The 12,762-nt window shown below is 63.0% G+C and carries 10 protein-coding genes; 4 read left to right on the top strand and 6 right to left on the bottom strand.

Going from position 1 to position 12,762, the window contains the following annotated elements; genetic code table 11:
* The first annotated feature begins 37 nt into the window (after positions 1-37).
* Entirely contained in the window at positions 38-658 is a 621-nt protein-coding gene (locus C4Q26_RS01175; protein ID WP_023380021.1) for a TetR/AcrR family transcriptional regulator, read from the top strand.
* A gap of 99 nt (positions 659-757) precedes the next feature.
* On the opposite strand, the gene preA is transcribed toward C4Q26_RS01175, so the two are convergent.
* The 3 genes from preA to hydA form a co-directional block, all read right to left on the bottom strand.
* A complete protein-coding gene (preA, locus tag C4Q26_RS01170) occupies positions 758-2,032 on the bottom strand; it encodes an NAD-dependent dihydropyrimidine dehydrogenase subunit PreA (protein ID WP_104882582.1) in 1,275 nt (424 codons plus the stop codon).
* The gene (locus C4Q26_RS01165) at positions 2,033-3,400 is read right to left on the bottom strand and encodes an NAD(P)-dependent oxidoreductase (protein WP_104882581.1); all 1,368 of its coding nucleotides are present in this window, start codon (positions 3,398-3,400) and stop codon (positions 2,033-2,035) included.
* 143 nt (positions 3,401-3,543) lie between these two features.
* The gene (gene hydA / locus C4Q26_RS01160; RefSeq protein WP_023380024.1) at positions 3,544-4,983 is read right to left on the bottom strand and encodes a dihydropyrimidinase; all 1,440 of its coding nucleotides are present in this window, start codon (positions 4,981-4,983) and stop codon (positions 3,544-3,546) included.
* A 609-nt stretch (positions 4,984-5,592) separates the two neighbouring features.
* Between hydA and C4Q26_RS01155 the strand changes: the two genes are divergently transcribed.
* Both C4Q26_RS01155 and C4Q26_RS01150 read left to right on the top strand, forming a co-directional pair.
* Positions 5,593-7,083, top strand: a complete 1,491-nt coding sequence (locus C4Q26_RS01155) for an NCS1 family nucleobase:cation symporter-1 (protein WP_104882580.1) — start codon at positions 5,593-5,595, stop codon at positions 7,081-7,083.
* A gap of 95 nt (positions 7,084-7,178) precedes the next feature.
* The gene (locus C4Q26_RS01150) at positions 7,179-8,453 is read left to right on the top strand and encodes a Zn-dependent hydrolase (protein WP_023380026.1); all 1,275 of its coding nucleotides are present in this window, start codon (positions 7,179-7,181) and stop codon (positions 8,451-8,453) included.
* 69 nt (positions 8,454-8,522) lie between these two features.
* On the opposite strand, the gene C4Q26_RS01145 is transcribed toward C4Q26_RS01150, so the two are convergent.
* The 3 genes from C4Q26_RS01145 to nhaB all read right to left on the bottom strand — a co-directional run bounded on the left by C4Q26_RS01145 (position 8,523) and on the right by nhaB (position 11,778).
* Complete coding sequence (locus C4Q26_RS01145) at positions 8,523-9,479, bottom strand: ribonuclease Z (RefSeq protein WP_023380027.1); 957 nt, start codon at positions 9,477-9,479, stop codon at positions 8,523-8,525.
* Between the two features lie 46 nt (positions 9,480-9,525).
* Entirely contained in the window at positions 9,526-10,092 is a 567-nt protein-coding gene (locus tag C4Q26_RS01140; protein WP_023380028.1) for a lipocalin family protein, read from the bottom strand.
* 183 nt (positions 10,093-10,275) lie between these two features.
* Positions 10,276-11,778, bottom strand: coding sequence for a sodium/proton antiporter NhaB (gene nhaB, locus C4Q26_RS01135; RefSeq protein WP_023380029.1), 1,503 nt, complete (start codon positions 11,776-11,778; stop codon positions 10,276-10,278).
* Between the two features lie 151 nt (positions 11,779-11,929).
* Here nhaB and C4Q26_RS01130 point away from each other — a divergent pair, with 151 nt between their 5' ends.
* On the top strand, positions 11,930-12,742 hold the full coding sequence (locus C4Q26_RS01130) for a crotonase/enoyl-CoA hydratase family protein (protein WP_104882579.1): 813 nt from the start codon (positions 11,930-11,932) through the stop codon (positions 12,740-12,742).
* The last annotated feature ends 20 nt before the right edge of the window (positions 12,743-12,762 follow it).

Here is a 12,762-nt window from a genome sequence, read left to right as displayed (position 1 = left end):
GTTAGCCTTGACAGGTTTCAGGCGTTTTGGACAGGCCATGGCCAACCACAAGATCGAAATCCGTCGGCGCAATGTAGAGAAGATTCTGCAGGCGGCCGAGAAAGTGTTCGCTGAGAAGGGATTCGGCGCAACTTCCATGGGTGACATTGCCGAGCAGGCCGAACTGCCGCGCTCCAATCTGCACTATTACTTCAGCACCAAGGACGACCTGTACCGCGCGGTATTGCAGGACCTGCTGGACGTGTGGAAGCAGGATGCGCTGTGCTTCGAAAGCTTCGATGACCCCCGGGTGGTGCTCACCAGTTACATCCGCGCCAAGATGGGCCATTCGCGTACCCGTCCGTTGGGTTCGAAGATCTGGGCCGAAGAAATGCTGCATGGCGCGCCGCTGTTGGGGGCTAGCCTGGATGAAATCCTGGTGCCCTGGGCGCAGCTCAAGGAGGCGAAGATCCGCCGTTGGGTGGAGGAGGGGCGCATCCTGGCGGTGGAGCCATCGGCGCTGTTGTACATGATCTGGGCGGCGACCCAGCACTATGCCGACTTCGGTTACCAGGTGGCCCTGCTCAATGGCGGGGAGCCGCTGTCGGACCTGGCATTCGAAAGTGCGGTGCAGACGGTGACCTGTGTGATCCTGCGCGGAATCGGCCTGGAGCCGTGACGCGGATCGCCGGCAAGCCTGCCCGTACAGGGATCGCTACACACCTGTAGGCGCCGGCTTGCTGGCGATGTGGCCCTCAGAAGCCTCTGTCCGAGTGGGTCAGCTGGCTTCGCGATAGGGGTTGCGTGGGTCCTGCGTCCAGTTCATGTACGGCTTGCCGGTATCCTGCGCCACCATTTCGATGCAGTGCTCCACCGGGCAGGTGATCTGGCACAGGTTACAGCCCACGCATTCCTCTTCGATCACGCTGTAGCTGTGCGTTGCGTCCTCCTTCAACGTGCTGGCGATCGCCTGGTGCGAGGTATCCTCGCAGGCGATATGGCAGCGTCCGCACCCGATACAGGCATCCTGGTCGATGTGCGCCACCGACTTGTAGTTCATGTCGAGGTATTTCCAGTCCGTGGTATGCCCCACCGCCAAGCCGCGGAAAGTCTCCAGATTCTGGTAACCATGCTGGTCCATCCAGCGCGCCAGTCCGTCCTTCATGTCCTCGACGATGCGAAAACCATGCAGCATCGCCGCCGTGCACACTTGCACCGCACCGCTGCCCAGCGCGATGAACTCGGCCGCGTCGCGCCAGTTGCCGATCCCGCCGATGCCGCAGATCGGTAGCCCGCGGGTTTCAGGGTCGCGGGCGATCTCGGCGACCATGTTCAGGGCAATGGGTTTGACCGCCGACCCACAGTAGCCTCCGTGGGTGCTTTGGTCGCCGACGATGGGGTGGGCGACCATGCGGTCCAGGTCGACGCTGGTGATCGAGTTGATGGTGTTGATCAACGACACCGCATCGGCGCCCCCGCGATGGGCAGCGCGCGCCGATTGGCGAATGTCGGTGATGTTGGGGGTCAGCTTGACGATCACCGGCAGCGAGCAGTGCGTCTTGCACCAGCGGGTGACCATCTCCACGTACTCAGGCACTTGGCCGACGGCTGCGCCCATGCCGCGCTCCGGCATGCCATGGGGGCAGCCGAAGTTCAACTCGATGCCGTCGGCCCCCGTGGCTTCGACCAGCGGCAAGATGAATTTCCACGACTCTTCCACGCACGGCACCATCAGCGAGACGATCAGCGCGCGGTCGGGCCAGTCCTTCTTCACCTGGGTGATTTCCCGCAGGTTGATCTCCAGCGAACGGTCGGTGATCAGCTCGATGTTATTGATGCCCTGTACGGTACGGTTGGCGCCATAGTGCGCCGAATAGCGCGACGACACGTTGACCGCCGCTGGGTCTTCGCCCAGGGTTTTCCAGACCACACCGCCCCAGCCCGCTTCGAAGGCGCGCACGACGTTGTAGGCCTTGTCGGTGGGCGGCGCGGAAGCCAGCCAGAAAGGGTTTGAGGCCTTGATGCCGGCGAATACGATGGACAAGTCGGCCATTTACGCAGCCTCCACGTTGAGCATGAGTTGGGCATGGATGGCTTCGGCGGCCAGCTTGCCGTGTTGTACGGCCTGGACGGTCAGATCCTGGCCCAGGTTGGTGCAGTCGCCACCGGCGTATACGCCCGGCAGGCTGGTCCGGAGGTGCGCATCGACGCGAATCCGCTCGCCGTCGCGGTCCAGTTGTGCCGCCAGCGGGTCGCCGAGGCAGGCATCGTCGAAGGACTGGCCGATGGCTTTGAAGATGGCGTCGGCAGCCAGCTCGAAGGTTTCGCCCGTGTCGGTCAGGCGACCCTCCTGCAAGTGCGTGCGGGCGAAACGCATACCGCGCACACGGCCGTCATCGTCCAGCAGGACGGCATCCGGGCGTGCCCAGGTGTGCAGGCGCACCTGGTTGGCCTTGGCTATGTCCTGCTCGTGGCCAGTGGCGCCCATGTCGGCATGGCCACGGCGATAGACCAGATTGACGTCGCGTGCGCCCAGCCGGCTCATTTGCACGGCCATGTCGATGGCTGTGTTGCCAGCGCCAATCACCAGGCAGCGGTCGGCCAGCGGCAGTTGCGAGAGGTCATCGGCCTGGCGCAGTTCGCGGATGTATTCAGTGGCGGCCAGCAAGCCGGCGGCTTCTTCGTCGGCCAGGCCGAGCTGGCGCACGGCACCAAGGCCCAGGCCGAGGAACACGGCGTCATACTGGTCGCGCAGTTCGGCGAGGCTGAGCTTGCTGCCCAGGCGTTGGCCGTGGCGAATCTCGATGCCACCGATGCCCAGCAGGAACGCCACCTCGCGCTGGGCATAGTCATCCACCAGCTTGTAACGGGCGATGCCGTATTCATTCAGGCCACCGGCTTTTTCACTGGCCTCGAACACCACCACATCATGGCCATGCATGGCCAGGCGATGGGCACACGACAGCCCGGCGGGGCCAGCGCCTACGACGGCAATACGCTTGCCGGTGGATGGGGAGCGGCTGAACGGGTGCTCAGTGAACTGTGCGTTGTCCAGGGCGTAGCGTTGCAGCTGGCCGATCAGGACCGGTGCGCACTCCTGGGCATTGTTGCGCACACAGGCTTGCTGGCAGAGGATTTCGGTAGGGCAGACGCGGGCGCAGCTGCCCCCCAGGATGTTGGCCGAGAGAATACGCTCGGCGGCACCTTGCAGGTTTTCATCGCTGATGCGGTGGATGAACGAAGGGATGTCGATCTCGCTGGGGCAGGCGTTGACGCAGGGGGCGTCGTAGCAATACAGGCAGCGGGCGCTTTCCACGGCAGCCTGGCGCGGGGTGAGCGGCGGCGCGAGGTCGGTGAACTGCTCGGCCAGTTGGTCGGCGCCGGCCCGGGGGCGCGGCAAGTGCTTCAGGGCGTCGATCACGGTTGTAGCCTCTTTGATTTTATTGGGTGTGGCTCAATCGCCGGCAAGCCGGCTCCTGTAGGTCCATGGATGACCTTGAAGTGGATGCGGTCTATGCAGGAGCCGGTGTGCCGGCGATGGGCTGCGTAGCAGCCTCAACAGCACTATCGCTGGACGGGCGTCGGGCGCTGTTGTTCGGCGCGTCGCTCCAGCACCTCGTACACCGAGGGGTAGGGTGGACGTTCCACGTAACGGCCCGCGCCGGGTTCCGCACGCAGGTCGCCATCGGCCCACAACACACGGCCCTGGCTGATGGTGTGGCTGGGTATGCCCCGCACGGTGCGGCCTTCGAAGATGTTGAAGTCCACCCGCTGGTGGTGGGTCTGCGCCGAGATCGTGCGGGTGCCTTGTGGGTCCCACAGCACCAGGTCGGCATCGGCACCGACGCGGATGGCGCCCTTGCGCGGAAACAGGTTGAAGATCTTCGCGGTGTTGGTGGATGTGAGCGCGACGAACTCATGCATCGACAGCCGCCCGCTGTTGACGCCGGCATCCCACAGTACGGCCATGCGGTCTTCGATGCCCGCGGTCCCGTTTGGAATTCGACTGAAGTCGTTGCGTCCCATGGCTTTCTGTTCGGCGCAGAAGCAGCAGTGGTCGGTAGCGGTGGTATGAATGCTGCCCGACTGAAGGCCTCGCCACAGCGCTTCCTGGTGTTCGCGTGGGCGGAAGGGAGGGCTCATCACGTGCCCGGCCGCGGTGGCCCAGTCCGGGTGACGGTAGACGCTGTCATCGATCAGCAGGTGGCCGGGCAGCACTTCGCCGTATACCGGTTGACCCTTGGCCCGTGCGTAGGTGATTTCATCCAGCGCTTCCTTGCAGGACACATGGACCAGGTACAGCGGCGTGCCGAGGGTCTCGGCAATGCGGATTGCCCGGCTGGCGGCTTCGCCTTCGACCTGGGAAGGGCGCGACAGCGGATGCGCTTCAGGCCCGGTCATGCCTTGGGCGAGCAGTTTCTGCTGCAGGTGATAGACCAGCTCGCCATTCTCGGCATGCACCGTAGGTACCGCGCCCAACTGCAGGCAGCGCTCGAAGCTGGCGACCAAGGTGTCGTCGGCGGCCATGATCGCGTTCTTGTAGGCCATGAAGTGCTTGAAGCTGTTCACCCCGTGCTTGGCCACCAGCTCGCCCATCTCCTCGGCCACCTGTTCGCTCCACCAGGTGATGGCGACATGGAAGCCATAGTCGGCGGCAGACTTCTGCGCCCAACCGCGCCAGGTGTGGAAGGCATCCAGCAACGACTGCTGAGGGTTGGGGATGACGAAGTCGATGATCGAGGTGGTGCCGCCGGCCAGCCCCGCAGCGGTGCCGCTGAAGAAGTCCTCGCTGGCCACGGTGCCCATGAAGGGCAATTGCATATGGGTATGTGGGTCGATACCGCCTGGCATCAGGTACTGGCCACTGCCGTCGAGGACTTCGCAATCGGTGGGGACGTCGAGGTTCTGGCCAATGGCGCGGATCAAACCCTCGGCACACAGGACATCAGCGGAAAAACTTTCTTCGTGGGTAACCACGGTGGCACCACGGATCAACAGGGACATGCCGTTTTCCTCGCAGGCTGACCGGTCGAACGCCGGTTCTTGAAGTTTTGATGCCAGTGGCTGGAGGTTGCGATGCAATCCTGTCAGGCCTGACAAGAATGGAATCTAGATGCTGATCAGAGAATGATCAAGAAAAAAGTTTATGAACTTATAACCAAATTAAGTGCTTGAAAAATAAAGAATAAAATCACAAATCACCAAAATGGAACGGTCTCTCACCATTTTGACGCACTTGACAGGAAGCGAAATTGGTCAAGATTTTCTATGCAAAATCAGCTGCTTGATGATTGTCCTGCCGGCGCAGGGGGGCCGCTGTTTTTCCAGGCCGCACCAGATTGAAACCCTGGGCGTTGGACACGCCAGGTGTACGGCAGGCAGGTGATGGCCATAGCGCTGTCGTCGGTATTGATGAATACGCTTGCAAGTCAGTGAGTTACCTCCGGTCGGCGGCGACCAAACGGGGCGGCCTTGGCCAACCCGGCACGGTTGTTGAACTGCGTTGGCCGCGACCGCCTGGCCGGGCCGGAGGTGCAGTACTGGTGGTGTGTGTGCTCCGGCCATCGCGTTAGCCCGATGAGCGACAACTAGAAAAAGAACCTGGAGAGCCCCATGCAACAGAGCAGATCGGAAGTGATCGAACAGGACGGGTTGTTCGAGCTGTCCGCCGGCAGCGACGTCCTCGACAGCCCCCGCTACAACCACGATATCGCACCGACCAAAGTGCATCAGCGCACCTGGAACAAATGGCACATCACGGCGTTGTGGGTGGGCATGTCCATCTGCGTGCCTACCTACACCCTCGGCGGGGTGCTCACTGCCTATTTTGGCCTGAGCGTGGGCGAAGCGTTGCTGGCCATCCTATTGGCCAACGTGATCGTGTTGATCCCGCTGACACTCAACGCCTTCGCTGGCACCAAGTACGGCATTCCTTTTCCGGTTCTGCTGCGTTCCTCGTTCGGCATCATCGGCTCCAATGTGCCGTGCCTGATTCGCGCAGTGGTGGCCTGTGGCTGGTTCGGTATCCAGACCATGTTCGGCGGGTTGGCGATTCACCTGTTCCTGGGCTCGATGTTCGAAGGCTGGAAGGCCCTGGGCGGCACCGGCGAGGTGATCGGCTTCATGATCTTCTGGGTGCTCAACCTGTGGGTAGTGTTGCGCGGTGCGGAGTCGATCAAGTGGCTGGAAACCCTCTCGGCCCCCTTGCTGGTAGCGGTGGGCTTCGGTTTGCTGTTCTGGGCCTTGCCACACATGTCGATGACCGAGCTGCTGGCTCAGCCGCCCAAACGCCCGGAAGGGGCTAGCATGGTCAGCTACTTCTGCGCAGGGCTCACCGCCATGGTGGGGTTCTGGGCCACACTCTCGTTGAACATTCCTGACTTCAGTCGGTACGCCAAAAGCCAGAAAGACCAGATTCTCGGGCAGATCCTTGGCTTGCCCCTGACCATGTTCCTGTTCGCCTCGTTGGGCGTGGTGATGACCGCGGCATCGGCCTCGCTGGTGGGTGAGACGGTGTCCGACCCCGTGAGCCTGATCGGCAAGATCCAGAGTCCGGGCTGGGTGGCACTGGCCATGGCGCTGATCGTGATCGCCACGTTGTCGACCAACACGGCGGCGAACATCGTCTCACCGACCAACGACTTCCAGAACATCGCGCCACGCCTGATCGGGCGAAGCCGCGCAGTCTGGCTTACCGGATTCATCGGCCTGGCACTGATGGGCCACGAGCTGCTGAAAAAGCTAGGCTGGATCGTCTCGGATGTGAGCCTGGAAAGTATCTATTCCAACTGGTTGCTGGGTTACTCCAGTCTGCTGGGGCCGATTGCCGGAATCATGGTCGTGGACTATTTCCTGATCCGTCGTCAGCGTCTGGACCTCGCCGGACTGTACCGCGACGACGTGTATCCGGCCTGGAACTGGGCAGGCTTCGCCGCCTTCGCGCTGCCGGTGGCGCTGACCGTGATGGCGATCGGCAACAGCAGCTTCAGCTGGTTCTATGACTACGGCTGGTTCACCGGGTCGCTGCTGGGCGGCGTGTTGTATTACGTGCTCGGTGGTGTGGCGGTGCGTGGAGCGGCGCGGCTGGCCAAGCCATTGCCGTAAGACGTGTGCTGGCTTCATCGCCCGCTTGCGGCGATGGCAACAGCGCGACTTCGATGATGATTGCAGACAACAAGAACGCCTGAGGAGACAACCCCATGAGCTTCGTCTTGAAACCGTCCGAACGCCACGTCAACAGCGAACGCCTCTGGCAGTCGCTGATGGACCTCGCGCGCCTCGGTGCCACCGCCAAGGGCGGCGTCTGCCGCCTGGCCCTGACCGACCTCGACCGCCAGGCCCGTGACCTGTTCGTCAAATGGTGTGAAGCCGCGGGGTGTAGCGTCAGTGTCGATAAGGTCGGCAACATCTTCGCCCGCAGGCCCGGCCGCAACCCCGCATTGCCGCCCGTGATGACCGGCAGCCATATCGACACCCAGCCCACCGGCGGCAAGTTCGATGGTTGCTTCGGAGTGATGGCCGGGCTAGAAGTGATCCGCACCCTCAATGACTTGGGGGTGGAAACCGAGGCGCCGCTTGAGGTGGTGGTGTGGACCAACGAGGAAGGTTCACGCTTCGCGCCCTGCATGATGGGCTCTGGGGTGTTCGCCGGTAAGTTCACCCTGGAGGAAACCCTGGCCAAGCGCGATGCCCAGGGGGTGACTGTCGGTGAGGCGTTGAGTGGCATCGGCTACGCAGGTGAGCGTGCGGTGCTGGGCCATACGGTCGGCGCTTATTTCGAAGCGCATATCGAGCAGGGACCGATTCTCGAAGACCAGGCCAAGACCATCGGCGTGGTGCTGGGCGCACTGGGACAGAAGTGGTTCGACCTGACTTTGCGTGGCGTCGAGGCCCATGCTGGCCCGACCCCCATGCACTTGCGTAAGGATGCCCTGGTAGGCGCCGCCGCCGTGGTCGAGGCGGTCAACCGTGCCGCGCTCGGGCACCAGCCGCATGCTTGTGGCACGGTCGGGTGCCTGCAGGCGTACCCGGGGTCGCGCAACGTCATTCCGGGGGAGGTGCGCATGACCCTGGACTTCCGTCACCTTGAAAGCGAGCGCCTGGATTCGATGATCGCCGACGTGCGCGCAGTGATCGAGGCCACTTGCGCCAAGCACGGTCTTAGCTATGAGCTGGTCCCGACGGCGGACTTCCCGGCGTTGTACTTCGACCCCACCTGCGTCGATGCCGTGCGCGAGTCGGCAGGTGCCTTGGGCCTGTCGCACATGGACATCGTCAGTGGCGCCGGGCATGACGCGATCTTCCTCGCCGAGCTGGGGCCGGCGGGGATGATCTTCGTGCCGTGCGAGAACGGCATCAGCCATAACGAGATCGAGAACGCCGCGCCAGAGGACCTGGCGGCCGGGTGCGCGGTGCTGTTGCGGGCCATGCTGGCGGCGTCTGAAGCGATTGCCAAAGGGAAGTTGGCAGCCTAGGAAGCGTGCCGGACTTGTCACCGGCAGCCCGGCCCCTACAGGTGTTGCGTCTTGCCTGTAGGCGCGGCGTCAAACGGCGTGCAGGCAGCCATCACGCCCGATGTGGTAGCGCTGCAGATCCCGCGCGAGGGTCAGGTTGCCACCGTAGTACGCCTGGGCTTCCTCGTGCACATCGTCGATACACGGGCTGCGCTGGGGGTTGGACTGGTAGCGGGCGCTGAAATGGGTCAGCACCAGGTTGCGCACGCCAGCCTGCGCGGCAAAGCGTGCGACCGCAGCTGCGGTGCTGTGGCCGTACGTTACCCCGTTGCGCGCGATGATCGCTTGGGTGAAGGTGGCTTCGTGCACCAGCACATCCGCGTTTCTGGCCACCTCGGCCAAAAGCTCAGGGTTATCGTTGTCGCCGCAGACGATGAGCTTTCGCGCAGGACGGGACGCCCGCAGGTAGTCGTGGCCATGCAGCACTCGTCCGTCGAATTCCACCGAAAGGCCCTGGGCCAGCTCGCCCCACAAGGGGCCACGGGGGATACCCTCGGCGTCCAGGCGCTGTACATCCAGGCGTGGCTCTGGGTTCAGCTCGGTGAACACGAAACCGACGCTAGGCACACGGTGCGACAGTTGCACGGTGTTCACCTGAAGGGTTTCGCTGCACCAGTCGGCCAGGCTCTCGACCGCCAGCAGGCGCAGCTCGAACGGCAGGTAGGTTTCACTGGCCGCCAGGCTCAGGCGGATCCAGTCATGCAGCGCGTGAGGCAGCACCAGGTCCAAGGGTTCGGTGCGACCGCTCATGCCGGCGCTGGCCAGCAGGCCTGGAAGGCCAAAGCAATGGTCACCATGCACATGGGTGATGAAAATGCCGCGCAGGTCGCGTATCGACAGCGGTGTATGCAGCAATTGGTGCTGGGTGCCTTCGCCGCAATCGACCAGGTACCAGTGGCGACCACTGGCTTCGATCACGGCGGTGGCGCTGACATTACGGGTCTTGGTGGGCACCCCGGAAGAGGTGCCCAGAAACAGCAGGTCCAAGAGGTTGGCTCCGAAGGGGGTGGGCTTACACCTTAGCTCGGCTGGGTCAGGGCGTCGACGTTTCCTGGCGCCAGATCAGCTTGCTGGTGTCATAGCCTTGATTGCGGGCGATCGAAAGCATTTGTTCGCGCGTTTGCTCGGTGACCGTCGGTGTGCGTGACAGCAGCCACAGGTATTCCCGGTTCGGGTGACCCACCAAGGCAACGCGATAGTCCTGGTCGTGGTACAGCACCCAGTAATCGCCCTTGGTCAGTCCCGGCGCCAGGCGGCTGAACCAGTTGTCGAAAGTCACCCACAGCTTGTCGGTCTTGCCAGGCTGCTGCGCTTCGGCGATGCCTTTGGCTTCGTTCCACTGGCCGTCGTTTTCCTTGCAGCGGTTGGTCACGTCGATCCGGCCATCTTCGCGCAGACCGTAATGTGCCTCGGATTGTACGCAGTTGCGCTGGAAGAACATCGGCAACCGAGCCAGTTCGTACCAGGTGCCCTGGTAGCGTTGCAGGTCGACCTGCTGGGTAGTGGGAGGGGGGCGTTGATCGTCGCTGGAGCCTGCGCAGCCGGTCAGGGCCAGCGCCAGGGTCAGGCAGGAAAGCAGCAGGGGCGTGCGTGTTGCCATGGGTCATCTCCGTTTCGCGTAGAAAGGGCTCACCTGTCATTCGATGCGGGGGCGAGGCAAAAGTTGTACGCCGTTGAACAGCATACGCAGGTATCCACCGCACCCGTACGCACGTCGCGTACGGGATACCGGTGCAGGTCCCGCTACAGCCGACTTGTCGTCGATTGGGTCAGGATAGCCGCCTCACAACCAGTAGGTAACCGCCCACCAGCCCAGCCCGCCCATCACCACGGTGTAGGGCAGCGCCATCCACACCATCCGCCCATACGACAGTCGAATCAGTGGTGCGATCGCCGAGGTCAGCAGGAACAAAAAGGCCGCCTGCCCATTGGGTGTAGCCACGCTGGGCAGGTTGGTACCGGTGTTGATCGCCACCGCCAGGGTTTCGAAATGTTCGCGGCTCATGGCGCCGTCGAGGAAGGCTTGCTTGACCTCGGTGATGTAGATGGTGGCGACGAACACGTTGTCGCTGATCGCTGAGAGCAGGCCGTTGGCGAGGTACAGCATGCCCGGCTGCTGCTCGGCAGGCAGCGCCAGCACCCAGGCGATCAGCGGGCTGAACAGCTGTTGGTCATGGATGACCGCGACCACCGCGAAGAACACCACCAGCAGGGCCGTGAAGGGCATGGCGTCCTGGAAGGCTCGGCCCAGGCGATGCTCGTCGGTGATGCCGGTAAAGGCGGTGATAAGCACGATTACCAGCAGGCCGATCAGGCCGACTTCGGCGATGTGCAGGCCCAGGCTGATGATCAGGATCAACGCGGCGAGGCCCTGTACCAGCAGGGCGAGGCGTTGCGCCGGGGTTCGGGCGGCATCATCTTCGGCGGCATAGGCGGCCAGCACATGGCGCACCGGTGCTGGCATCAACACGCCGTAACCGAATAGGCGCAGTTTTTCCAGCAGTACGCAGGTAACCAGTCCTGCACCCAGCACGGGGAGCGACACGGGTGCGACATTGAAGAAGAAGTCGGCGAAGTGCCAACCCATTTCATGGCCGATCAGCAGGTTCTGCGGCTCGCCTACCAAGGTACAAACGCCGCCCAGGGCCGTGCCGACCGCGCCGTGCATCAGCAGGCTGCGCAGGAAGGCGCGGAATTGGTCGAGGTCTTCGCGGTGCAACTGGGCGACCTCTTGGTCACTGTCCAGCGCGCTTTCCTCACGAGGGTTGGCGCCCGAAGCGACGCGGTGATACACCGCGTAAAAGCCCACGGCGGCGCTGATGATCACCGCCGTCACGGTCAGTGCGTCGAGGAAGGCCGAGAGGAATGCCGACAGCACACAGAACAGCAAGGCCAGCACGGCTTTGGAATGCACGCCCAGCAGAATCCGCGAGAACAGGTACAGCAGCAGCTCTTTCATGAAGTGGATGCCCGCCACCATGAACATCAGCAGCAGGATCACTGGGAAGTTGTGCTGTAACTCCTCGTACAATGCCTGGGGCGTTGTCATCCCCACCAGCAATGCTTCGATCAGCAGCAGGCCGCCGGGCATCAGCGGGTAGCACTTGAGCGCCATGCCCAGGGTGAAGATGAATTCGACGACCAGTAGCCAGCCAGCGGCCACCGGGCCAGCCGTGAACAGCAGCACTGGGTTCAGCACCAGGAACAGGCAGATGACGGCCTTGTACCAGCGCGGCGACTGGCCCAGAAAACTCTGGGCAAGCGCGCCCGTCAGGGAGCGGGACATGAATATGTTTCCTTATGATTCAGCGATGGCGCACGGTGCCGCATCAGCTGCCGTTAGGCAAGGCATGGAGTCCCGTTTTTGGCACAAGTGCGGCCACAGGGCTGGGTTAACATCCAGCGCTGTGAACCTTTCCCCTCAAGGAGTACCGCCCGTGACCGACTACAGCGCGTTCAAGATCGAGCAGACCGACAACATCGCCCATGTGCAGATCAATCGTCCCGAGAAGATCAACGCGATGAATGCTGCCTTCTGGGAAGAGATCGTCGACATCTTCCAGTGGATCGACGACACCGATGCAGTGCGGGCGGTGGTCATCAGTGGCGCGGGCAAACATTTCTCCTCCGGCATCGACCTGATGATGCTCGCCTCGCTGGCCGGGCAGATGGGCAAGGACGTGGGGCGCAATGCCCGTTTGCTGCGGCGCACCATCCTGCGCCTGCAAGCCTCGTTCAACGCCGTCGACAACTGCCGCAAGCCGGTGCTGGCAGCGATCCAAGGGTACTGCATCGGCGGCGCCATCGACCTGGTGTCGGCGTGCGACATGCGCTACTGCAGCCAGGATGCGCAGTTCTCGATCAAGGAAATCGACATGGGCATGGCGGCAGACGTCGGTACGTTGCAACGTTTGCCACGTATCATCGGCGACGGCATGATGCGTGAGCTGGCCTTCACCGGTCGCATGGTCGATGCCGACGAGGCGCTGCGCATCGGCCTGGTAAACCGGGTCTATGATGATCAGGCCGCGCTGCTGGACGGTGTCTTTGCCATCGCCCGCGAGATTGCCGCAAAATCGCCGATCGCCGTGGCCGGCACCAAGGAGATGCTCAGCTACATGCGCGACCATCGCATCGACGATGGCCTTGAATACATCGCTACCTGGAACGCCGCCATGCTGCAGTCCGAAGACCTGCGCGTGGCCGTGGCGGCGCACATGAGCAAACAGAAACCGACGTTCGCCGACTGACAGTCCGGGGGACGCGCTGC

Origin of the sequence: Pseudomonas sp. SWI44 (genome assembly GCF_002947915.1) — a bacterium.
Lineage (GTDB): Bacteria > Pseudomonadota > Gammaproteobacteria > Pseudomonadales > Pseudomonadaceae > Aquipseudomonas > Aquipseudomonas taiwanensis.
The sequence above is the reverse complement of the archived record's forward strand: the minus strand, read 5'-3'. Positions and strand labels throughout refer to the sequence as shown.

Bases quoted from the DNA above. Each gene is read 5' to 3' on its own strand.
- C4Q26_RS01175 (WP_023380021.1), top strand. From the start codon at position 38: ATGGCCAACCACAAGATCGAAATCCGTCGGCGCAATGTAGAGAAGATT.
- preA (WP_104882582.1), bottom strand. From the start codon at position 2,032: ATGGCCGACTTGTCCATCGTATTCGCCGGCATCAAGGCCTCAAACCCT.
- hydA (WP_023380024.1), bottom strand. From the start codon at position 4,983: ATGTCCCTGTTGATCCGTGGTGCCACCGTGGTTACCCACGAAGAAAGT.
- C4Q26_RS01155 (WP_104882580.1), top strand. From the start codon at position 5,593: ATGCAACAGAGCAGATCGGAAGTGATCGAACAGGACGGGTTGTTCGAG.
- C4Q26_RS01150 (WP_023380026.1), top strand. From the start codon at position 7,179: ATGAGCTTCGTCTTGAAACCGTCCGAACGCCACGTCAACAGCGAACGC.
- C4Q26_RS01140 (WP_023380028.1), bottom strand. From the start codon at position 10,092: ATGGCAACACGCACGCCCCTGCTGCTTTCCTGCCTGACCCTGGCGCTG.
- nhaB (WP_023380029.1), bottom strand. From the start codon at position 11,778: ATGTCCCGCTCCCTGACGGGCGCGCTTGCCCAGAGTTTTCTGGGCCAG.